This is a genomic window from Spirochaetota bacterium (assembly GCA_030154445.1).
Classification (GTDB): domain Bacteria; phylum Spirochaetota; class Brevinematia; order Brevinematales; family Brevinemataceae; genus Brevinema_A.
Genome location: JAGUQW010000002.1, coordinates 245,832 through 268,073 on the forward strand (window position 1 = coordinate 245,832; position 22,242 = coordinate 268,073).

General features: G+C 27.8%; 21 protein-coding genes. 12 read left to right on the top strand and 9 right to left on the bottom strand.

Going from position 1 to position 22,242, the window contains the following annotated elements:
- Positions 1 to 131: 131 nt before the first annotated feature.
- From rho to KFW21_01300, 3 genes are all read right to left on the bottom strand, one after another.
- Positions 132 to 1,598 carry a transcription termination factor Rho gene (rho, locus tag KFW21_01290; protein MDK2818068.1) on the bottom strand — a complete coding sequence of 489 codons (1,467 nt, stop codon included), beginning with the start codon at positions 1,596 to 1,598 and terminating at the stop codon, positions 132 to 134.
- 274 nt (positions 1,599 to 1,872) lie between these two features.
- On the bottom strand, positions 1,873 to 3,087 hold the full coding sequence (locus KFW21_01295) for a mechanosensitive ion channel (protein ID MDK2818069.1): 1,215 nt from the start codon (positions 3,085 to 3,087) through the stop codon (positions 1,873 to 1,875).
- A gap of 39 nt (positions 3,088 to 3,126) precedes the next feature.
- On the bottom strand, positions 3,127 to 4,518 hold the full coding sequence (locus KFW21_01300; GenBank protein MDK2818070.1) for an HD domain-containing protein: 1,392 nt from the start codon (positions 4,516 to 4,518) through the stop codon (positions 3,127 to 3,129).
- 161 nt (positions 4,519 to 4,679) lie between these two features.
- On the opposite strand from KFW21_01300, the gene KFW21_01305 reads away from it, so the two are divergent.
- The 6 genes from KFW21_01305 to KFW21_01330 all read left to right on the top strand — a co-directional run bounded on the left by KFW21_01305 (position 4,680) and on the right by KFW21_01330 (position 11,092).
- Positions 4,680 to 7,040, top strand: a complete 2,361-nt coding sequence (locus tag KFW21_01305; GenBank protein MDK2818071.1) for a DUF3536 domain-containing protein — start codon at positions 4,680 to 4,682, stop codon at positions 7,038 to 7,040.
- A gap of 104 nt (positions 7,041 to 7,144) precedes the next feature.
- Complete coding sequence (locus tag KFW21_01310) at positions 7,145 to 8,221, top strand: tetratricopeptide repeat protein (GenBank protein ID MDK2818072.1); 1,077 nt, start codon at positions 7,145 to 7,147, stop codon at positions 8,219 to 8,221.
- A 181-nt stretch (positions 8,222 to 8,402) separates the two neighbouring features.
- Positions 8,403 to 9,098 carry a tetratricopeptide repeat protein gene (locus KFW21_01315; GenBank protein ID MDK2818073.1) on the top strand — a complete coding sequence of 232 codons (696 nt, stop codon included), beginning with the start codon at positions 8,403 to 8,405 and terminating at the stop codon, positions 9,096 to 9,098.
- Complete coding sequence (locus tag KFW21_01320) at positions 9,095 to 9,769, top strand: tetratricopeptide repeat protein (GenBank protein ID MDK2818074.1); 675 nt, start codon at positions 9,095 to 9,097, stop codon at positions 9,767 to 9,769. Before KFW21_01315 ends, KFW21_01320 begins: the two co-directional genes overlap by 4 nt.
- A 23-nt stretch (positions 9,770 to 9,792) precedes the next feature.
- Positions 9,793 to 10,758 carry a lysophospholipid acyltransferase family protein gene (locus KFW21_01325; GenBank protein MDK2818075.1) on the top strand — a complete coding sequence of 322 codons (966 nt, stop codon included), beginning with the start codon at positions 9,793 to 9,795 and terminating at the stop codon, positions 10,756 to 10,758.
- A 73-nt stretch (positions 10,759 to 10,831) separates the two neighbouring features.
- A complete protein-coding gene (locus KFW21_01330) occupies positions 10,832 to 11,092 on the top strand; it encodes a co-chaperone GroES (GenBank protein MDK2818076.1) in 261 nt (86 codons plus the stop codon).
- Positions 11,093 to 11,149: 57 nt separating this feature from the next.
- Here the strand turns inward: KFW21_01330 and ybeY are convergent, their stop codons facing one another.
- From ybeY to KFW21_01345, 3 genes are all read right to left on the bottom strand, one after another.
- Positions 11,150 to 11,632: an rRNA maturation RNase YbeY gene (gene ybeY / locus KFW21_01335; GenBank protein ID MDK2818077.1), complete on the bottom strand. Its 483-nt coding sequence runs from the start codon at positions 11,630 to 11,632 to the stop codon at positions 11,150 to 11,152.
- Between the two features lie 8 nt (positions 11,633 to 11,640).
- A complete protein-coding gene (locus KFW21_01340) occupies positions 11,641 to 12,138 on the bottom strand; it encodes a hypothetical protein (protein MDK2818078.1) in 498 nt (165 codons plus the stop codon).
- A 156-nt stretch (positions 12,139 to 12,294) separates the two neighbouring features.
- Positions 12,295 to 12,795 carry a CarD family transcriptional regulator gene (locus tag KFW21_01345; protein ID MDK2818079.1) on the bottom strand — a complete coding sequence of 167 codons (501 nt, stop codon included), beginning with the start codon at positions 12,793 to 12,795 and terminating at the stop codon, positions 12,295 to 12,297.
- 336 nt (positions 12,796 to 13,131) lie between these two features.
- Here KFW21_01345 and KFW21_01350 point away from each other — a divergent pair, with 336 nt between their 5' ends.
- From KFW21_01350 to KFW21_01375, 6 genes are all read left to right on the top strand, one after another.
- Complete coding sequence (locus KFW21_01350; GenBank protein MDK2818080.1) at positions 13,132 to 14,475, top strand: hypothetical protein; 1,344 nt, start codon at positions 13,132 to 13,134, stop codon at positions 14,473 to 14,475.
- An 87-nt stretch (positions 14,476 to 14,562) separates the two neighbouring features.
- Positions 14,563 to 15,204: a YdcF family protein gene (locus KFW21_01355; GenBank protein ID MDK2818081.1), complete on the top strand. Its 642-nt coding sequence runs from the start codon at positions 14,563 to 14,565 to the stop codon at positions 15,202 to 15,204.
- A gap of 119 nt (positions 15,205 to 15,323) precedes the next feature.
- Positions 15,324 to 16,265, top strand: coding sequence for an ABC transporter permease (locus KFW21_01360; protein ID MDK2818082.1), 942 nt, complete (start codon positions 15,324 to 15,326; stop codon positions 16,263 to 16,265).
- Positions 16,266 to 16,530: 265 nt separating this feature from the next.
- A complete protein-coding gene (locus KFW21_01365) occupies positions 16,531 to 17,379 on the top strand; it encodes an ABC transporter permease (GenBank protein ID MDK2818083.1) in 849 nt (282 codons plus the stop codon).
- A 10-nt stretch (positions 17,380 to 17,389) separates the two neighbouring features.
- A complete protein-coding gene (locus KFW21_01370) occupies positions 17,390 to 18,388 on the top strand; it encodes an ABC transporter ATP-binding protein (GenBank protein MDK2818084.1) in 999 nt (332 codons plus the stop codon).
- Positions 18,381 to 19,352, top strand: coding sequence for an ATP-binding cassette domain-containing protein (locus tag KFW21_01375; protein MDK2818085.1), 972 nt, complete (start codon positions 18,381 to 18,383; stop codon positions 19,350 to 19,352). The genes KFW21_01370 and KFW21_01375 overlap by 8 nt, the downstream gene beginning before the upstream one ends.
- Before the next feature lie 52 nt (positions 19,353 to 19,404).
- Here the strand turns inward: KFW21_01375 and KFW21_01380 are convergent, their stop codons facing one another.
- Genes KFW21_01380 through KFW21_01390 form a run of 3 tightly spaced genes read right to left on the bottom strand, consistent with a single transcriptional unit; the run spans position 19,405 to position 22,240 of the window.
- A complete protein-coding gene (locus KFW21_01380; GenBank protein MDK2818086.1) occupies positions 19,405 to 19,962 on the bottom strand; it encodes a hypothetical protein in 558 nt (185 codons plus the stop codon).
- On the bottom strand, positions 19,955 to 20,845 hold the full coding sequence (locus tag KFW21_01385) for a MinD/ParA family protein (protein MDK2818087.1): 891 nt from the start codon (positions 20,843 to 20,845) through the stop codon (positions 19,955 to 19,957). Before KFW21_01385 ends, KFW21_01380 begins: the two co-directional genes overlap by 8 nt.
- 9 nt (positions 20,846 to 20,854) lie before the next feature.
- Positions 20,855 to 22,240: a hypothetical protein gene (locus tag KFW21_01390; protein MDK2818088.1), complete on the bottom strand. Its 1,386-nt coding sequence runs from the start codon at positions 22,238 to 22,240 to the stop codon at positions 20,855 to 20,857.
- Positions 22,241 to 22,242: the final 2 nt, after the last annotated feature.

Genomic DNA, 22,242 nt, shown 5'->3' on the forward strand with positions numbered 1-22,242 from the left:
ATCTACTTTACAATATAGTGTGTTAATGCTTCTATTTTGTCTATACGACGAGCTAAGAGTAGTAAAGGATACTTTTCTTAAGACATTTTTTTGGTAGCTGATTTAACAAGGATGTAATTAATAAGTATTTTTTATAATTTTCCAAGCATTTGGAGATTGTTAAGAAACTCTTCATTAGTGTGAAAGCGTTTCATAGATTGTCCGACCTTGTTAATAATTTCATCATTAGACATATTCGCAAATACTTTTCTCAACATTTGACTACGCTCTAATGTAATAGGATCTAACAATAATTCTTCTTTACGAGTACCAGACACTTTAATATCAAAAGCAGGAAAAGTACGCTGATTTGCAAGATTTCTATCAAGATTCATTTCCATATTTCCAGTACCTTTGAATTCTTCAAAGATAATATCATCCATTTTTGATCCTGTGTCAACAAGTGCTGTGGCAATAATTGTCAAACTACCACCCTCTTCAATATTACGAGCAGTACCAAAGAATTTTTTAGGTTTGTGTAATGCACCAGAATCAATACCTCCAGATAATACCTTCCCTGTAGAAGGTTCTACCTGGTTGTATGCTCGTGCAAGTCTTGTGATAGAATCTAATAAAATAACAACATCATAGCCACTTTCGACAAGACGACGAGATTTTTCTAGTACCATTTGAGCAACATTTACATGTTTTTGAGCAGGTTCATCAAAGGTAGATGATACTACTTCAGCTTTTACAGAGCGTTGCATATCAGTAACTTCCTCAGGTCTTTCATCAACTAGGAAAATAATTAATTTGATTTCAGGATGATTAGTTGTGATACTATTAGCAATTTCTTTTAATAAAGTAGTTTTACCAGCTTTCGGAGGAGATACAATCAAGGCACGCTGTCCTTTACCTATAGGAGTGAAAATATCCATCATACGCATACTTAGATTGGCTGGATTTCGTTCTAATTTTATTGGTTGATTAGGGAAAATAGGAGTAAGATTTGAGAATAGAGTTCTTTTACGAGCTACCTCTGCAGATTTTTCATTAATACTTTCTACACGGAGCATAGCAAAAAATTTTTCTTCTTCAGATTTTTGAGGAGGGCGTATTTGTCCTTGAAGTACATCTCCACTTCTTAAACGAAATAGTGATATTTGAGAAGGAGATACATAAATATCATCAGAACTTGGTAAATAACTATATCGAGGAGATCTGAGAAATCCAAATCCACCGTCTATTAATTGTAATGTTCCACCACCATAGATAATACCTTTGTTGTCTGTATGTTTTCTTAAAATAGTATAAACTAGTTCTTGTGTATGCATACTTTCACAGTTTTCTAATTTAAGATGATTTGCAATTATAAGTAATTCTGTTATACCTAATTGTTTTAATTGATTAATAAATAAAAATTTAAAATCTTCTGAAAACACTTGTTCTTTTATTTTTGTAGGATCACTAGAGCGTTCATAAATACTAAAAAGTTGTTTTCCATATTGTTCAAAATCTATTGTTACAGTTGGATATTCTTCTTCTACATTTTTATGAAATGAAGGTTTTTTTGAAGGATTAGAAGTATTTTTTTTAAGTTGAAATTCACTTCTTTTCATGTGAAGTTTTACTTTAGGAGATGGGGGAGATTTTTCAGTAGTTAGATTTGATTCAGTTATATCTGTTGATATTATTGGAGTTATAGGTTGCTCTGAAGAGTCTTCTATATTACTTTTTGTAGGGCGAGTCATGAAATACCTCTGATTGGATTTGGAAATTTTGAATTTTTATAAAAGTGATAGTAAAATCTATAGGATCAATATACTTTATACAAGTAATTAAGAGACACTTGTATAAAGATAGTATACTTTGACAGTAAAATAAAAGATATTCTTATTTATCTTTTATATGAATAATATTTTCATCAATACCAAAACGAATATGATGAACAGTACATAATCTAACAATTTCTTGTTGAACTAAATCTGTAGTAAACATTTTATTCAGAGGAGAGCTAATATAAAATGATAGTCTAAAAGAGTATAAATTACCTTTGGGTTCTAAAAAATAAATATAAGGTTCTGGATAAATAAGGATAGCAGATGTGTTTGTTACAGCCTGTATTAACAGTTCTTTAATTTGTTCTACACTTGCATCTTCAGCATATGTTTTGTAAAAAAGATTCACTCGAATTCTTTTTACAGGTTGTGATAAATTAGTAATGACCATTTTAGAAAGAAGACCATTAGGAATAGCGATGATTTCTTCATCAAAAGTGCGTAATTTTGTACTACGATACCCAATTTGAAAAATAATACCTTCATTCTTGTTATCTAAAATAATATAATCACCTTCAGTATATGTTTCGTCAAGCATTAAAGATACACCTCCAACAATATGGGATAATGAATCTTGTAAGGCAAGACCGACTACGATACCAGCAATACCCAAACCAGCTAAGATAGGACCTATTTCTACACCCCATAGCCCTAAGAGAATAGTTACAGAAAATAGAAACCAAGTAATATGACAAGCTCTAGCAATAACTATAAAAGCATTTTTGTTTTTAAAAAACTTTATTTTTGCTCCATGCGTATGTGATATAAGGATAGCTCTAGTATAAATAGATATTATTTTATTAGTAATAACATAAAAAATCCATAATAAAATAGAAAACATACACCCTTTGATTAGATTTGCTATAGGGCTTGGAATTCTAAGAAAATCTACTCCTATAATAATACCTAATAAAAATCCTATAAGAATAAATCGGGATGATAGTAATGTGTTAAAAATTCTTCGACCAAGATGTTTTTTCATATTTTTAGATTTTTGAGTAAAGATATAAAAAAGAAAGCGTAAAAACACTGTGAATATAAAAACAGATATAACAACAAATAAAAAAATAGCATAAGGATTGTCTTTGATAATATGGTAAATGATCTTAATAATAGAATTAGGTGATTTAGCCATCAAAGATATTGCTACTTCTAGTAGCATTGTGTTAGATAAACTCGTGTTAGAAAGGACATCTACAGACTCTGGGTCAATAATATTAGATTGTGCAATCATATTATTTTGTAATTTTTTCAAGATAGCTGGTAACATAGTGAGATCTCCTATATAACTAATGTTATTTTATACTGCTTATATAGATTTACTATTAATAAATGCAGTTGCTTCTGATATTAAGACATCGTAAGTATTTATTTTTGGATCATCTAATACTAATTCTAATAAATGATGAAGAATTTGTCCAATAATAGGCGAGGGTTTTAAATTTAATAACTCTATTAATTGAGTTCCATTAATATCCAAATCTGAAACTTTCAAAGCAGCATCATCTTTTAATATATTATCAATTCGTTTACGAAATTCTTGAAGAATATAAGGGCTATTTTTTTTAGTACCACTACCATTACGGTCAGCTTCTCTTAATTTGAATAATAAGTTTAAAAAATAAATATTACCATCAAAGCGTTTTAAAAAACGTCTTATAGCACCATCATGCCAATCACTGGTATAATAAAACATGTGTAATTCTACTAATAAAACACAGGTATTAATTTCTTCATTAGAAAACTTTAATCGTTTCATCAAATTTTTAGTCATTTTAGCACCAATAATTTCATGATTATAAAAAACATTTCCATTACCAATTTTTAATGCAAATTTTTTTGCACGAGGTTTTCCAATATCATGTAATAAAGCTGCTAACCTTCCAATTAGATTGTCTTTGTTCATATGATTGCATGTTTCTACATTGTGTCGGTAAACATCATATTTGTGAAATTCATTTTGTTCTACCCCATAACCTTCTTCCAATTCTGGTAGAATAATAGGTAATAATGCAAGATCGTGTAATAAATTAAATCCAATAGAAGGTTTATTACTGCTTAATATTTTCATTATTTCATCACGAATACGCTCTTGTGATACTTCATTGATATTGCAAGATAATTCTTTGATAGCGATTTGGGTAGATGTATTAATTTGATATTCTAACTTACTTGCAAAACGACAAGCTCTGAGCATGCGTAAAGCGTCTTCTTTAAAACGTTGTGTAGGATTGCCAACAGTTTTTATAATTTTTTTATTGATATCGTCTTGACCGTTAAAAGGATCAATGATTTCTCGTGTAATAGGATCTACAGCAATGGCATTAATAGTAAAATCTCTACGAGAAAGATCTTCTTCAAGAGAAGTTGTAAAAGATACTTGATCAGGATGTCTATTATCAGAATAAATGCCGTCTATTCTATAGCTAGTTATTTCATAGTTATTTTTATTAACAACTAAAGTCAGTGTGCCATGAGCTATTCCTGTAGGTATTAAAAGATAATTTTTATTATATTGAAATATTTTTTGTATTTGTTCTGGAGTAGCGGATGTTGCCAAATCAAAATCAGAAACTTGTTTACCTCGTAGAGAATCTCTAACAGCACCGCCAACTAATCTTAATTCATGATTATAAGATAATAAAATATTAGATATATGTACTATATCTTCAGGAATATAGTAATCAAATAATTTTTGCACACATCTCTCCAAGGTAAATTCATTGTTCAGTATATATTTTTTTTATAAAAAAATCAAGGTATTTTATGTATTATCTTTGTAAATTTTAGTATCTTAAAAATAGTAAAAAATATTAAAAATATAGTATTAAACAGAGTATTATAAAATATCAGGAGTATAAAATGTCTCAAAACAATTTTATCTTACATGGACACTTTTATCAACCACCACGAGAGAATCCTTGGACTGGATTTGTTGATAGACAGCAATCTGCGTACCCTTATAATGATTGGAATATTAGAATTAACACAGAATGCTATGCAGCATGTACTAGAACACCAGTTTTTGAAAATGATGAAATTATTAAAATTATAAATTGTTTTGAATATTTATCTTTTAATATAGGTCCAACATTATTATCTTGGATGGAAAAACAAGATGCTGATCCGAGAACTTTACATAAAATTATAGAAGGTGATAAGATTTCTGTATACAGAAATAACGGACATGGTAATGCTATTGCTCAAGTTTATAGTCATATGATTATGCCTTTAGCTACAAACAAAGATCAATACACTCAAATTTTGTGGGGTTTAAAAGATTTCAGAATGAGATTTGGGAGAGATTCAGAAGGGATATGGCTTAGTGAAACTGCTATCAATAATGAAACTGCTAGTATATTGGTAGATTGTGGAATAAAATTTGTGATACTATCACCTTATCAAGCTGAAAAAATTATATCAAAAGAACACACTATAAATGTTTTAGGTGGTAAGATCGATTCTACAAAACCATATTATCTGAATACTAAAAATGGTAAATTAGCAATATTTTTTTATGATCCTCTACTCGCATCAGAAATTAGCTTTGGCACTTTATTAGAAGATTCAAATCGTCTTTTGAATACTATTAAAGAGGAGTTTAACAAACAAAATAAACTAACAAAATTAGTCCATACAGCCACAGATGGAGAAGTTTATGGACATCACAAATCGTATGGTAATATGTCTTTGGCAAGAGTGATTTATGATATAACTAAAGATACTAATTCAGAGATTGTTTTTACTAATTATGGCAAATTTTTAGTAGAAAATCCTCCACAAGAAGAATGTGAATTATATCTTGGAGATCGTGGTGAGGGATCGTCATGGAGTTGTGTTCATGGAGTTGGTCGTTGGATTAGAGATTGTGGGTGTCATACAGGTGGTGGTGAAAATTGGAATCAAAAATGGAGAGAGCCATTAAGAGAAACTTTTGACTTACTAAGAAATGAATTGTATAAAAATGTAGAAAAACACTCCAGTGATCTTATTGTTGATATATGGGAGGCAAGAAATGACTATTTTATTCCTTTGACACAAAAAACACAAGAATCATATGAATATTTTTTCACTAAACATCAAAAAAAAATATTATCAGAATTAGAAAAAAGTAAGGTTCTTCAAATGATGGAATCATTACGCTATGCGATGTTGATGTATACTAGCTGTGGATGGTTTTTTTCTGATATATCAGGTATAGAAACAATACAAGATATTTTGTATGCTGTGAGATCTTATGAATTTGCAAAAGATATATTAGATCCTCAAACAAGTGTAAAATGTCGTAATATATTATCTCAATCTTATAGTAATATCAAATCTGAAGGTAATGGAGCCACTATATTAGATCTTAGTGTAAATAAATATAGAATTTACAAAGAAAATTTCATAACTTATATTTGTTGGCTAGTGATTCATGAAGGTATAGAGGTTACTGTACAAGGTACTAATGAATTTATATACACTATTATTTGGCAAGATGAAATATTAAAAAGATATATTTTGAATTTCACTAATTATATGGGTATTAGTGATACAATAGCTTTTCAATATTACAATGATGATAGTACAAATAAATTATTATGGCGAAAAATAGTGATTATTAATAATTTAGAATTTGAAGATCAAAATTTTTGGACTAATATTAATAATAATTGGTTAACATCTATGTTATCATCATTACCCCTATATTTGAGAATTCGATTTATAGCTCGTAGTATTCAATTTGAAATAGAAAGAAAAAAATATAAAAATTTTGATGAAAACGCATTGTTTTTGAATGCTGTTTGGGGTGCAGAATCTTTTTTATTACCATATGAAAAAAGAGTTCTTGTATTTTATTACGCATCTAATATATATGATTTTGCGCAAAACATGATACATCAAGATAATTTAAAAGATATAGAATTGTTTATCAAAGAAGCTGAGCTATTGAAAAAAAGTGCCTCATCTAAAGAAGAAGCAATTCTTTTTCTAGAGCCTATAGCTATAGCATTAGAAAAATATCTTCTTAAAACTTTTGAGATGAAAGATAGTAATATGTTAAAAAATGCACGTATAATCTTTTGGAGTATAAAAGATAATATTAATGCTGTTGAGTTAGATATATTAAGAGATATTATGTATTATTTTAATATTGTAAATCTAGAATATATCAAAGATGTTACATTTTTGATAGAATTTAATATATTAATGAAAGATATGCGTTTTTATAATGTATGAAAATAAAATAATATTTTACTAGAATAAGGTTGTAATTTTATTTTATTTAATGTATAATTTAATCTAAAAAATTAATATTTATACAAAATAAATAGGGGTTTAAAATGTCAGAAATTCAAATGAAAATTGAGCAGGCAAAAATTTTATCACTTCAAAAAAAATACGAGGAATCTCTTGAATTATATTTAGAGTTAGAAAATAGTAATACAGAAATAGATGATTATAATCGTGCAAAGATATATGCTGGTATAGGTAATATATATAGGGCTGAATTACAATTTAGTAAAGCTATTAAATATTTTCACAAAGCATTAGATTTTAGTTCTACTAACAAACTTGCTCTCAAAGGTATTGCTAATTCATATAGAGGTATCAAAGATAGACAACAAGAGCTATCTTGGTGGTTGAAATATATTGAAGTTGATAACAAAGATTTTCTTGCTTTAACTAGAATTGCAGATGTGTATAGAAATTTGGGTAATCTTGGAAAAGCAGAACAATATTATTTGATGACTTTGGATAATCAATCTACTAACAAATTTGCTCTTATGGGTCTAGGTGATTTATATTATAAGTGTAAAAATTATGATCAAGCATTAATTTATTGGGAACAATTGTTAGATCTTTATCCTGAATTTATAAATATTATAACTATGGTTGGTAATATTTATCGTTTACGCAAAGATTTTCCAAAAGCAATGGAATATTATCAAAAAGCATACAAATCATCATCTAATAATAATTTTGTGTTATATGGTATTGCAGATACACTAAGAGGATCTAAGCAATATGCAGAATCTATTTATTTTTGGAAAGAACTCTTAGAAAGAGATTCTGAAAATCCAAAGATCCTGACAAGAATTGCAGATATTTATTTTGCTTTAGAACAATATGATGAAGCAGAAGTACAATACAACTTGGCATGGACTAAATTTCAAGATAAATATGGTTTTGTTGGAAGAATTCGGATTGCAATATATAAAAAACAATTTGAAGAAGCATACTCTATGTTATTAGAGTTACTATCTATGTATGGTAAGGATACACGTATTGTTATGTTAAGTATAGATATGTTGGTTACTATAGGTAAATCCAAAGAGATTAGTTCAATTTTATCTAATTATATGGAAATATCTATGAATATGGATGTTTCTAATTATTTATCAAAAATTATTGTTTAATTTTTTTAAAAATTTATTATAAATAAAACCCTGTATAGCAGGGTTTTATTTATAATAATTATTATTTATAAATCTAAAATATCAAACTGTTACTCATATCTATAGAGCAATAATTTGATTTCTTTTATAAAGTTTGTTATTATATTTATACACTGTATATTTTTTGTGAAAGGATTAGAATATGTCTCAACTAAAATTAGTTAATAAACTAGAAGAATTATTATCTACAAGTGCAGAAACTGGCAATTATGCAGACACAGTGAAGTTATTAACAGATATGTTTGAAATGAATCCTACAGAATCTCTTTATAGTTTTTATTTAGGGCTATTATTAGTTCGTACAAAGAATTATCAAAGTGGTATCAAATATTTAGAACAGGCAAAAAATGCAAAACTAGATCCAGGACAGAGACTACGCTGTTTAATCTTTTTAGGCAAAGCTTATGCTGATGTAAAAGCTTATAGTAAGGCTGAGAGAGCGTTTAGAGAAGCCTTACAAACGGGAGTACCAGAACCTGGTGCATATTCTGCATTAGGTGCTATTTTCTATGAAAGAAACATGGTAAATCAAGCTATAGATGCTCTGAGAAAAGCATTGGAGATAGATCCTAACTATGTTGGTGCTATTAATAATTTAGGATATATTCTAGTTGAGACTAAAAAAGATATCGCTCAAGGAGTGAGTCTTTGTCGAAAAGCAGTAAAGCTGGATCCAGAAAATCCTGCATATAGGGATAGCTTAGGTAAGGCTCTTTTTGATAATAAACTTTACGATGAAGCAAAAGAAGAATTAGAAATAGCGATGAAATTATCACCAAATAATGAAACAATTATAAAACGATATAAAAATGTACTAGAAAAAATGGAGGGAAAATGAAAAAAGTAATTATTTTTTTCTTTGTATTAAATATTGTTGCACCAATTAATGCAATGATTGTTAAAGATCCTACAATCAAACCACCCAAAAAGGGGGAAGTAATTACTAAAGAAATCTTACCTCCTTATAATCCTTATTCTTTGTATGTACCCTCTAAAAATATACTTAAACAACTCCCAACAGATAGAGTTTTAGATATAGCAGCAACAGCATATGCTGTAAATTTTTTAACAAAATCAATTTATTTTTATACTAACGCTATAGAAATTTTTTCTAATGATGTAGGAACGGTTGCATGGGCAACATATGAGACAGGATTTATATATTTTCAAAAAAAACAACTGAAATTAGCTTTGGAATATTTTGATAAAGTGCTACAATTAAATAACGCTCCTTCAACAGTACAAAATTTAGCAAGAGTTATGGCATCTCGAATTAGAAATAAAAAAGAATTTGATGTATTAAAAAAACAAGAAGATGTAGTTTTTTTAGCAGATAAAAAAGCTAGATCTGTATTAGACAAGCAAATAGCAAAAGAAGAAAAAACAGCAGAAAAATTACAACGACAATTATCTAAAGAAAGAAAGAAAAGAGAAAAAGAAGAAAAAGAACTTTTGAAAAAAGCTAAAAAAGAGAATGATCTTAAAATAATGGACAAAGAAATATCATAATATGATTAAAAAGGTATAGCAATATGGCTAAAAGAAATTTTTCTAATCTTCAATATCTAATGATGTTTGTAGAAGCGATAGTAATAGTACCCCTAGTTAATATTATTTCTTTCTTTTGTCCTTATGATAAAATTTATAATTTATCAAAAAAAATAGGAGCTATTATACTAATAATAGCTCCTATTAAACAAAAAATAATAGGTGAAAATTTAGCTATTATTTTTCCTGAAAAAAAATATTCAGTACAAGAAATAAAAGAAATATCTCTTATTATAGTAAGTTATGAATTTCGTATATTACTTGAAATGATTTCTTTTTCTAAAATGAATTTTCAAGAAATCATTTCTTATATAAGAATAATACAAAGTGATCAAATAGCATCATTTTATCATGCTCAATCTACAGGGGTTGTTAGTTTTTCGTTACATTATGGTAATTGGGAATTATTAGGTTCTATAATGAATCAAGTTGGGATCCCTTTGGCTTGTTTAGTTGAACGGCAATTTAATCCATGGATAGATAAATATCTTCAATTTTTAAGAAAAAAATTAGGGATAAAAACTGTTTATAATGAAATTTCTCAAATGAGATCTTTATTAACATATATGAGAAATAAAGGAAGTGTAGCTTTGGTTGCCGATCAAACATATTGGTTTGATCCTCTTTTTATTCTTTTTTTTAATAAAGAAGCTGCTGTTCCTCAGGGTACGGCTAGTTTGGCTTTGAAAATGAATTCAATTTTGTGTTTTGGATATAGTCAATATATTTCAGAGGGTATTTATGCTATTAATTTAGATATGAATATTATTTCTAATGATCAAAAAAATAAGCTATCTGTAGAACAATTGATGAAAATAGTATATCATCGATATGAAGAAGTTATCAAACAAGATGTTACTAATTGGTATACATTGGGATCTGACAGATGGGCTTTAACTAAAGAATCACTAAAAGAATGGAATAAAAATCCAGATAGTAGTAGATTTTAGAGTTCTTGGCATGAAAATTGCTATATATAAAGAGTAAGAATGAAAATAATTATTATATTCGTGGAGGTATACAATGGCAGTAAAACCTATTGGTAGTCGTATTCTTATTGAAGTGAAAGCCGGAGAAGAAAAAACATCTAGTGGATTATATATCCCTAATGCAGCTCAAGAAAAAACTAATACAGGAAATGTTATTGCTATTGGTGATAAAGATGTCACTGTAACTGTAGGACAAATAGTAGTATTTGACAAGTATGCAGGAACACAAATTGAAGTAGAAGGAAAAGAAATGCTTCTTCTCGATATGGAAAATGTATTAGCTGTTGTTCAATAAATAAAATATCCAAAAATAAAAATCCTCCTAATTTTAGGAGGATTTTTTGGTATAATTTTAGATCAAAGCACTATCTGTTCCGTTATATTTTTGCATAAATGTTTGCATATAATAGTCTTGTAACTCAAACATTTCTATCTCTTCTTTCTTTCCCAACTCATGATCAAATCCAAGTAAATGGAGAACTCCATGTATTGTTAAACGAATAAACTCCTCTTCATAACTTACTTGAAATTCTTGAGATTGATTAAAAGCAGTTTCTGATGAAATAATTATATCACCTAATGAAGATTCAGCAAGGATAAATTCGTTTTCATCATCAAAAGCAAAAGATAGCACATCTGTACTGCAATTTTTTTGTCTATATTGTTGATTTAGTTTTTGAATAAATATATTATCACATATTAATAAAGAACAAGATCTATTACCACACTCAAATTCTTCTAATAATTCTTTAATAAAAGTATTTAATAATGATAAAAAATGTTCGTTTAATTCTATTATATTTTTAGATGAGGGTTCTATAGAAATATCTATCATATAATTCCTTACAATTTAAAATTATTACTTGAAGAAGATAAATTTGAAAAATGTTCTGTTAATAATTGATTTTTTTTATTTGTATCTAATTGATTAATATCATGGTATATAGAAATTTTATTATAATTATATTTTGTAAATAACACTTTGGTGTTATTTTGATAAATTTTATAAAGAGAAAAATCTAATTTTTCTAACATAGCTATATTAATAAATAAAGAACGAGAATAATTTGGTATTAAAATATTTAGACCGAGTTTATTACTTATTTGCCATGCTTTTAATTGTTCATCTTCTGTAGAATCAGCATTCCAAACAATTAAAATACTTTCATTTGATTGTGGAAGAACAGTAATAGTGTTATCAAAATTAATTTTTAAATCTTGTGTAGGAAGTTTGATTTTTTCAAATGATTGATTAGAGAGCATACATTCTGAAAACATTAATTCTGTTTTGTCAGCAAGATGTAGCAATGTGTGTTTTGTTAGGGATCTGAAATCTTTCATTTATATAACCTCTAAATAAAATACTAAGTAATTATATTAAATATAATATATAATACTGTAAAATTCAAGAATAATTGTGAAATAAAATTTTAATAAAAATAAATATGATAATAAAAATCTAAAAAACCTCTAAGAATTTTTCTTAGAGGTTTTATATTAGTCATCGATCTTGGGAGCATGTGTGTTTAGAATCGCTTCTATTTCTGTTCTAATTTCTTCAGAATCTTTTGTTAATACTACTGAGATTTCACCAGCAATCATATCTAATGCATCATTATACAATTTTTTTTCCGTAGAAGATAATTCTTTTACGATATTTCTTCGATGTAAATTACGAATAACTTCAGCAATATCAAGAATTCTTCCTGATTTGATCATCTCTGTATGTAATTTGTAACGCTGTTTCCAATCAAACGCATTAACATCTCCGTCAGATGCTAAAATATCAAAACTTTGTTTGATCATCTTTTTCGTTGCAAGAAGACGCAAGCCCGTAGATGGAAGATTGTTTACTGGTAACATAACCTTTGTATTGGTTAGAGGGAATTCAATAATCAGATACTCTCTTTTTTCACCAAGGACTTCCTTTTCCTCAATATCAACGATTTGACCAGATCCATGAAATGGATAAAAAACGGACAAACCTTTTTCAAACATTAATATCCTCTCTATATAGATTCTTGTAATACAATAAAAATATGATATTATCTAAAATTACATCCTTGTAAAATATAGATAAAATTCTTATTACATTGAGTATTGTTGTATATTTTAGCTTATAATAATGTATCGGCAAAAATGATTATTTATGTAGTTTAATTTTAAAATATTGACAAAATAAGTGAATAAATATATGCTATAAATAATAATATGTAATGTGGGAGTTAGAATATGATAGACTAAAAAGAATATCAACAAAGTAATAGAAACAGGCCTATAAAGATAGAAAAAATAATAAATAGCTTTCTTTTATTTGGTATTATAATTCTTAGTTTGTTATTATTTTTTAAAATCATTATACATCCAATATCTGGTGATGATTGGATATATGGATCTAGTTATCCTTTGAACAAATTATTTTTTTTAGAATATGGGTGGCATCCTGGTAGACATATTAGTGAAATTTTGTATATTATTCCTAGTCAAATTTTTGGTAAAATATTAGGAATTAGTATAGGTAATAATTTATTATCAGTGCGTATTATCAATAGTATTATGGGTATTATTATGAGTATTTGTTTTTATTGGGTTTCTTCCCAATATATCATTAATGATCTGACTGTTAATCAAAAAACAAATAATTTTACTAAATTATTTATAATAATATTATTATCTTTTTATATGCAGAGATTTACTTCTCATATGGTATATTCTAGTATAGTTGTAGGAGGATTTGTACTGGCTTTATTTGCATGGCTACCATTCTTATATTACTATTATAAATGTTGTTTACCATTAAAAATGATGAATAATAAATTCCAAACTTATGGAATAATGATAGTTATCTTTTATTTAGGGACTCAAATTATAGATACAGCATATTTTATTACAGTAAGTTTATCTATAATGTTAGTATTTTATATATTAGGACAAAAATTCTTTCCTGATCTTTTTGAAAAAACTAAAATATCTAAAAAAGATCAGAATTTTATATTAATTTTATTAGGAACTCATATAGTATATGTTTTTTTTGCTTTTTTTAGAAACACAATATTATCACCAAATCAAGCATCATCTAGAGCACCACATATAACATTTGATATTATAGAAATTATACATCGAATTAAACAAGGTCCATGGTTGCAAGATTTAAGTATGGTCATTGGTGGATTAATAATTTTGTATTATATCTATAAAATTATTAAAAATAAAATTCTTAAAAAAGAAGATTTTTTGTATCTATCTATGTGTATAGTATCATTATTATGGATAGTTATTTTATCTATAATAAATACTCCAATTGATCACCCTTTGTGGCTATTATGGTTATGTGAGATCAATCTTATTTTTAAATCATATAAGAATAATAATAGAATTATTCAATTATTATTACCAATTATATTATTAGGAATATTTATAAATGTTTTCGAAAGAGAAAGAAAAAATTTAAATAAATCTGGTCAATATTATCAAAGAGATCAAATATTAGTTGATTATTATATAGATGCTCAACAAAATAACAAAAAATTTATAATAATACCTGTAGATTTAGCTAACAAAATAAATTTGAATATAACAGAACATCAAAAATGGCCTTTAAAAGATATATCATTATGGATGCAATATCACGGGTATTCAGATAGATATATACCAATTACATTTATTTCTAATAAATAATAAAAAGATCCTTTTCTACATTAGAAAAGGATCTTTTTGATAGTTAAATAATTGCTAAAAATGATAAAAAATATTATAATAATCATTATGTATAAATCGATAGTATATATTTTTATCAAATTTTTAATAGCTAGTAGTCTTGTATTTTGTTTATTTTTTTTAGGAATCGCTTTTTATAAACCGTCTCCTAATTTTCATAATGATTCTCGTTTGATAGTCATTTTAGGGGCTGGTTTTTTAAAAAATGGTAGTCCTGTTTTAGCATTAGAAAAACGATTGAATAAAGGAATAGAAGTTTGGACTCAATTATCTGGTATAAATCACAATAAGACATTTATTTTATTGAGTGGTCATAAAGAAGAAGTTCAAGTAATGTTTGAATATTTGAAAAATCATGATATTTCAATAGAATATTTAATTAGAGATAAATTTAGTTATAATACTAGAGATACGATTAGGTATGCTTATCAAAAATCTCAACAATTAAATACCAGTCCTATTTTTGTATCGCAAGCATATCATATACCTAGAATATTATTATATGCAACAGTATATGGATACGATGATGTTATGTATGTTGCAACAGATAGAGTAAATATTCCTTTTCATAAATTATTATATGTATCAATTAGAGAAGCTTTTGCAATAGTATTATTTCCATATTTTTATTTTATTTTAAATTCATATCAAAAATATAATGAAAAAACGCCCGAAAATCAACCAAAATAGATTGATTTATATACATTTTTTGACAATCGTATATAAAACAATCTAATCTAGTTGATTTTTTTGATGTAATGGTGTACAATATGTTGTAAATACAGATCAAACTGTTTTAGAGGTAAATTATGGGTAAATATATTTTCAAGCGTCTCATGATGTTAATTCCTGTTGTATTGGGGATTTCATTTGTGGTTTTTTCAATAATATCACTAACCCCTGGAGATCCAGCTCAATTAATTTTAGGAGAAAGTGCCTCAGCCGAAGCGTTAGCTAATAAAAGAGAAGAATTAGGTCTTAATGATCCTTTTATTGTTAGATATTTAAAATATGTATCTCGTGTAGTTGTCGGTGATTTTGGACGATCATATACAACGAATGTACCTGTTGCTCAAGAGATCATGTCTCGTTTTCCTAATACTTTGGTACTTACTATTAGTGCCGTTTTACTGGCCATATTGATAGGAATTCCTATAGGTGTTTTCACAGCAGTTCGTCAATATTCTTTATGGGATAGTGGTATAATGCTTCTTACTTTATTAGGGGTTTCTATGCCTGTATTTTGGCTTGGCTTAATGTTAATTTTACAATTTTCGTTACATTGGAATTTGTTACCGGCTGTAGGGCAACCATCTTGGTCTATTAATGGAGTAAGAGCCTTGGTTTTACCGACACTTAGTTTAGGAATAAGCACTGCTGCAATTATTACTCGTATGACAAGATCTTCTATGTTAGATGTTGTTCGACAAGATTATATTAGAACTGCTAGAGCCAAAGGAGTTAGTGAATTTTATGTAATTACAAGACATGCATTAAAAAATGCACTGATTCCTGTAATAACAGTAATAGGTATTCAATTTGGTAGCTTGTTAGGTGGGGCTATTCTGACAGAAAGTGTTTTTTCATGGCCTGGTGTTGGTAGATTGTTAGTAGAAGCTATTCGTCAAAAAGATACGCCTAGAGTTATGGGTATTGTTATTTTTCTTGCTATTGCATTTAGTTTAGTTAATTTGATTGTTGATATTATTTATGTATATATTGATCCTCGAATTAGATCTAGATATAAATAAGGAGTAAATTATGAATCAAGTACAACAATCAAAAGATTTATTTTATTACCATATTGATCAAAAACATTATAAAAATATTTTTATAATGTTTTCAGTTTTTATGATTATTATTAATTTAATTAGTATCTCAAAATCTTATAATATTAGTGCTTTCATACCAAATGAAGCAGGAGAATTTAATAAAATAGCAAGAATTGTTCATTTTATAGCACTTACAACACGATTTATATTTGGTATATTACTATCATTAATACTTTTTTCACATATGTTTGGTTCTCAATTATCAAGTGTTATAAAAAGATTGCGTAAAAATCCTTTAGCTATTTTGGGACTATGTATTATTTTAACATTGACAGTACTTGCTATTTTTGCAGATTTTATTGCTAATTATGAATTAGTAGTTATTAAACAAAATTTATCTAATACATTTTCAAAACCAGGATATAGTACTTTATTAGGTACAGATGAATTTGGTAGAGATATATTTGCTCGTATTGTTCATGGAACAAGAATTTCTCTCAGTATTGGTTTTGTAGCTGTTTCTATATCAATTGTATTGGGTGGATTTCTTGGAGCTCTTGCAGGATATTTTGGTGGTTGGTTGGATAATGTTATAATGCGTATTATGGATGTATTCCTAGCTATTCCTTCTATCTTACTATCTATTGCTGTTGTATCAGCTTTAGGACCAAGTTTAGTCAATCTAGTAATTGCAATATCTATTTCTTCTGTACCTGTTTATGCAAGGATAGTGAGAGCTTCTGTATTATCTATTAGGGGACAAGAATTTATTGAAGCAGCTCATGCAATAGGCGCAAATCATATTTATATTATTATCAAACATATTATTCCTAATGTAATGTCACCTATTATTGTTCAAGGAACTCTTGGAGTAGCAGGAGCTATTTTAAGTATTGCAGGTTTAAGTTTTATAGGATTGGGAGTTCAACCTCCAACTCCAGAATGGGGATCTATGCTTGCTGGAGGACGGAGCTTTATAAGAAGAGCTTCTTGGGTAACAACATATCCAGGAGTTGCAATTATGATTACGATTCTTTCATTAAATTTACTAGGCGATGGATTGCGTGATGCTCTTGATCCAAAATTGAAGTAGGAAGTATATGATGAGTTCAAAAGAAATAATATTAGAAATAAAAGATTTATTTGTCAAATACACATCAGAAAGTGGTGCTGTTCACGCTGTAAATGGGTTTAATATGATTCTTCATGCGGGGGATACTTTTGGTCTTGTTGGTGAAACAGGAGCAGGTAAAACTACAACAGCTCTCAGTATTATGAGATTAATTGCAGAACCTCAAGGGCGTATTATTTCAGGAAGTATTCGATTTATGGGAGAAGAAATTCTTAACAAAACGGAAGCTGAAATGAGAAGTATTAGGGGAGGAAAAATCTCTATGATTTTTCAAGATCCTATGACATCATTAAATCCTGTTATGACTATTGGTGAGCAAATTTTAGAAGTTATAGAGATTCATCAAAAAGAATTATCAAAACAGGATGCTTTGAATAGAGCTGAAGAAATGCTAGAATTAGTAGGTATTCCAAAACAACGCTTTAATGAATATCCACATCAATTTTCTGGTGGTATGAAGCAGCGTGTTGTGATTGCTATAGCTTTATCTTGCAATCCCAAATTAATTATTGCCGACGAACCTACAACAGCTTTAGATGTAACAATTCAAGCACAAGTTTTAGAATTAATGCGAGAATTACAAAAAGAATTCAAAACAGCAATGATGTTAATTACTCATGATTTGGGAGTTGTTGCACAAGTATGTGATCATGTTGCTATTATGTACGCTGGAAAAGTTGTTGAAAATGGCACGGTAGAAAATATATTTAGAACAACAAAACATCCTTATACAGTAGGATTATTTGGTTCTATTCCTAATTTAATAAATAATGTAGAACGATTAAATCCTATTAAAGGGTTAACTCCTGATCCAACAGATTTACCTTCTGGATGTACTTTTCATCCACGCTGTCCTTATGCTACAGAAGTATGTGCTATAACAGTTCCAAAAAATATGACCCTTCAAGAAGGAAATACGGTTGAATGTTTGATTTATGAAGGACTTATTAAAGGAGTGGATCATGCCTAAAAATTTAATTGAAGTTAGAAATCTAAAAAAACATTTTCCTACTCCTAAAGGTGTTGTACATGCTGTTGATGATGTTTCTTTTAGTATTCCTGAAGGAAAAACTTTGGGTGTAGTGGGAGAATCAGGGTGTGGAAAATCTACTACAGGTCGTCTTTTACTTCGTTTGATAGAACCTGACGAAGGACAAATATTATTTGAAGGAAGAGATTTACTTTCTTATTCTTATGAAGAAATGCGTGATGCTCGCCGTCACATGCAATTAATTTTTCAAGATCCTTACGCTTCTTTAAATCCTCGAATGACTATTGGTGAAACAATTGGAGAACCTCTTTTAGTTCATAAATTAGCTAAAAAAGATAGTACTTTGACTAATAAAGTTTATAAAATAATGGATACTGTTGGATTAGCTCGAAACTTAATCAATTCTTATCCTCATGAATTAGATGGAGGTCGGCGTCAACGCGTCGGTATAGGTAGAGCTTTGGTGTTACAACCTAAATTTATGATATGTGATGAACCTGTTTCTTCACTTGATGTATCAATTCAAGCACAAGTACTAAATCTAATGCAAGATTTACAACAAGAATTTAAACTGACCTATTTATTTATTACTCATGATTTATCTATTGTAAAACATTTTGCTGATGAAATTATGGTTATGTATCTTGGTAAAGTAGTAGAACAAGCTTCTTCTGAGGATTTGTTTAAAAATCCTCAACATCCTTATACACAAGCTTTATTATCTGCAATAGCAATTCCATCTTTAGATCAAAAACATAATAGAATCAAATTAAGAGGAGAAATAACTTCTCCTATTGATCCAGCTCCATATTGTCGTTTTGCTTCTCGTTGTATGTATGCTCAAGAAAATTGTTTTAAAGATTATCCAAACTTAGAAATTACTGATAATCACACTTGTGCTTGTTTTCATAAAAATAATCTTATAGAAACTATTATTAATTAATCATATAAATATTTGTCTTAAAAAAAATCCTGAATATTCAGGATTTTTTTTGTTATAATTCATTAAGAATAAACTGACGCTCTTTATAATCTAATGATTCACTAGAACCTTTTTCAAGTATTTTATTTTGTTGTTGTAAAATTTTTTCTAAGATATACATATCTGTAAATTTCACAGTTGCGGGAAATTCTAAAGTAGCTCTTTTAATTTTTGATGTATCGTACCAAGTGACTTTATTAGGATTTCTACTTTGTGGAATCCCATAGTTATCAAGCATCTTTTCAGATAGCGTATAAAAAGAAAAATATTCAGGATTAAAAAAAATAGTGATTTGATAACTAAGTTTATTATTAAAATCAATAAAAACTTTATTAATTAGGTTATTGTTACTATAGCTAGATTTCAATACTAATGTATAAGGAGTAGGGAGAATTAATTGTTTTAAAAGAATATCTTCAGCAACAATTAAATATTTTGAATTTTCTATGGTGGTTATTATTTCTTCTTGTGTCATTTCAAAATTAATACCTAAAAACGAAAAATCTTGTGTATAAATTATATTTACAAAGAAGAATAGTAATAATATTTGATACTTCATTAGTTTATTCATTTCCAATAAGATAATCTAAAAATTTTTTCCAGCCTGGAGCATTTTGGAGCTCAGAAGGTGCTATATTTAATATTTTTCTAGTAATTTGTTCTATACTTTGAGAAGGAGCCGAGGTGGGTTGTAAAATACAAAAAGGAATTTGTTTTCTTACAGCTGTAGGTATTAATAAAGAATCAGGAATGTAGCCTAATGGTTCTAATTTGACATTCAAAAATTGATTAGAAATAGAAATTAATTTGCCAGCAACTTTTTCAGCTTCACTTTGAGAACGAGCTCTATTAACTACTAGTTTTAAGGCTGATGGTTGTGTACTATGATCTAAAGAAATAGATTTGATAATACCATAAGCATCTGTAATAGAAGTAGGTTCAGGTGTTGTAACAACAATAGTTTCATGAGCAATCGTAGCAAAATGAGTAACATTAGATGATACACCAGCTGCTGTATCTATAATAAGAAAATCAGCATAGTTTAATTCCAAAATACCAGTAATGATATTCATTCGTTCTTCTTCAGACATATTAGCTAGTTGACTTAATCCCGAAGCTCCTGCAATAAGATCAACACCATAATTAGTAGGTATTATAATCTCATGTAATTTTTTTTGACCTTTAAGTACATGATATAAATTTGATTTAGGAATTATTCCTAAAAGAATATTAATATTAGCAAGTCCTAAATCTGCATCCATAAGAACAACTCTTTTTGGTTGAGAGTAGTTATCTTTGAGATTGGCTAAAGTTATTGCAAAATTAAGAGCAAAATTACTTTTACCAACCCCACCTTTACCAGATGTTACAGTAATTATTCGTGTACGAGAATTATTATTTTCAACCATGCGTCTTAGTCCTTCAGCTTGATTTGGACCTAGTAATACAGACATAAAAACTCCTTATTGTAGAGATTCTTTAATGAGACGATGTGTATCTGCGATTTCAAAATCTTGAGGAATTTCTTGACCATCAGTTATAAAAGAAAATGGTTTTCTATATTTATATGATAAAGAAATAATAGATCCTAATGTTTTTGTTTCATCTAATTTAGTTACTAATATATGATTGTAATTAAGAATACTATAGGCATCACAAATGTAATCTAAATCAGAAACTTTAGTAGTAGCACTTACTACTAAATGAGTATCTATAGGTTTACCTATCATGGATATCCAATGTGCTAATTCTTGAATAGCAATTGTTTCTTTTGGTCCTTTTCCTGCTGTATCTATAAATGTAAAATCTAATTTTTTTTCATTCATTAGTATAAAAAAATCTTCTTGTTTGTTAATAGCATGAAATTGAGTATTCATGTAGCCTGCTAGTTTTTCTAATTGAGTTTCACCACCTACTTTATATCTATCAATAGAAATAAAGCGAAATGTTTTTTTCCTCATTAAAGAAAGATGTGCTGCTAATTTGACAATCGTACTTGTTTTACCAACTCCTGTTGGTCCAACAAAAATAATATCGTGTTCATATTTATAGTGATCTAAACTAATATTAGTAATAGGAATATTTTTTTGTAAAAATTTTTCTACAGCTACTAAAATATTACTTTTATCTGTTAGAATTTCAGGAGATTTTTCTAAATTACTGATAATATCTTCAATAATTTTATGTGAAAATTCTCTTTCACTCAAATATTTATCTATCCAACGAAGATGCTGTTGGTGAATTTCATATTCATTAGGTAATTCCCTACCTTCTTGTAAAATATTAATCAATTGAGAATTGTTAATATTTTTTTGTTGAGATGTTAGAATATTTGCTAATTCTTTGAAGTCACTTCTAATATTTGCTAATTCTTTTTTCAGCTCAGTTTCTTTGATGATTTTATTTTTAGTATTTGTTGGAGCAGAATACGCTCTTTTTGGTAATATTTGTTCCAATCGTGATATTTGTTCTGTAACTTTTGCTGTATTTTTTATTGTAAACAGATTATCATCTACTGCTTTTTTTGAAAAAATTGCAGTTTTTTGTTTAATAATATTTTTTTCTATAGAAGAAAATATATTATTAAATCCATTATCTTTATTTTTTGATGTTAAAGGTTTTGGAAAATTCCTTATTTTTTTATCATCTTCAATAAAAGATGTGTGTTCAGGAATACCTATAACTATTTTATAAATGGTTTGTTGTTTTAGTCCCATAAAGGAGGAAACTGTTTCTTCGGTATCTTTAATTAATCGAGCTTCTTTTAAGGCAGGATCATATTTTTTCTCAGTATTTAATAAAGCGTAGGCTTCTTGTTTGTTTTTACCTGTGAATGTTTGATAACGCATAA

Coding starts and splice junctions, on each gene's coding strand:
- rho (MDK2818068.1), bottom strand. CDS start 1,598: ATGAAAAGAAGTGAATTTCAACTTAAAAAAAATACTTCTAATCCTTCA.
- KFW21_01295 (MDK2818069.1), bottom strand. CDS start 3,087: ATGTTACCAGCTATCTTGAAAAAATTACAAAATAATATGATTGCACAA.
- KFW21_01305 (MDK2818071.1), top strand. CDS start 4,680: ATGTCTCAAAACAATTTTATCTTACATGGACACTTTTATCAACCACCA.
- KFW21_01310 (MDK2818072.1), top strand. CDS start 7,145: ATGTCAGAAATTCAAATGAAAATTGAGCAGGCAAAAATTTTATCACTT.
- KFW21_01315 (MDK2818073.1), top strand. CDS start 8,403: ATGTCTCAACTAAAATTAGTTAATAAACTAGAAGAATTATTATCTACA.
- KFW21_01320 (MDK2818074.1), top strand. CDS start 9,095: ATGAAAAAAGTAATTATTTTTTTCTTTGTATTAAATATTGTTGCACCA.
- KFW21_01325 (MDK2818075.1), top strand. CDS start 9,793: ATGGCTAAAAGAAATTTTTCTAATCTTCAATATCTAATGATGTTTGTA.
- KFW21_01330 (MDK2818076.1), top strand. CDS start 10,832: ATGGCAGTAAAACCTATTGGTAGTCGTATTCTTATTGAAGTGAAAGCC.
- ybeY (MDK2818077.1), bottom strand. CDS start 11,632: ATGATAGATATTTCTATAGAACCCTCATCTAAAAATATAATAGAATTA.
- KFW21_01340 (MDK2818078.1), bottom strand. CDS start 12,138: ATGAAAGATTTCAGATCCCTAACAAAACACACATTGCTACATCTTGCT.
- KFW21_01345 (MDK2818079.1), bottom strand. CDS start 12,795: ATGTTTGAAAAAGGTTTGTCCGTTTTTTATCCATTTCATGGATCTGGT.
- KFW21_01355 (MDK2818081.1), top strand. CDS start 14,563: ATGTATAAATCGATAGTATATATTTTTATCAAATTTTTAATAGCTAGT.
- KFW21_01360 (MDK2818082.1), top strand. CDS start 15,324: ATGGGTAAATATATTTTCAAGCGTCTCATGATGTTAATTCCTGTTGTA.
- KFW21_01365 (MDK2818083.1), top strand. CDS start 16,531: ATGTTTGGTTCTCAATTATCAAGTGTTATAAAAAGATTGCGTAAAAAT.
- KFW21_01370 (MDK2818084.1), top strand. CDS start 17,390: ATGAGTTCAAAAGAAATAATATTAGAAATAAAAGATTTATTTGTCAAA.
- KFW21_01375 (MDK2818085.1), top strand. CDS start 18,381: ATGCCTAAAAATTTAATTGAAGTTAGAAATCTAAAAAAACATTTTCCT.
- KFW21_01380 (MDK2818086.1), bottom strand. CDS start 19,962: ATGAATAAACTAATGAAGTATCAAATATTATTACTATTCTTCTTTGTA.
- KFW21_01385 (MDK2818087.1), bottom strand. CDS start 20,845: ATGTCTGTATTACTAGGTCCAAATCAAGCTGAAGGACTAAGACGCATG.
- KFW21_01390 (MDK2818088.1), bottom strand. CDS start 22,240: ATGCGTTATCAAACATTCACAGGTAAAAACAAACAAGAAGCCTACGCT.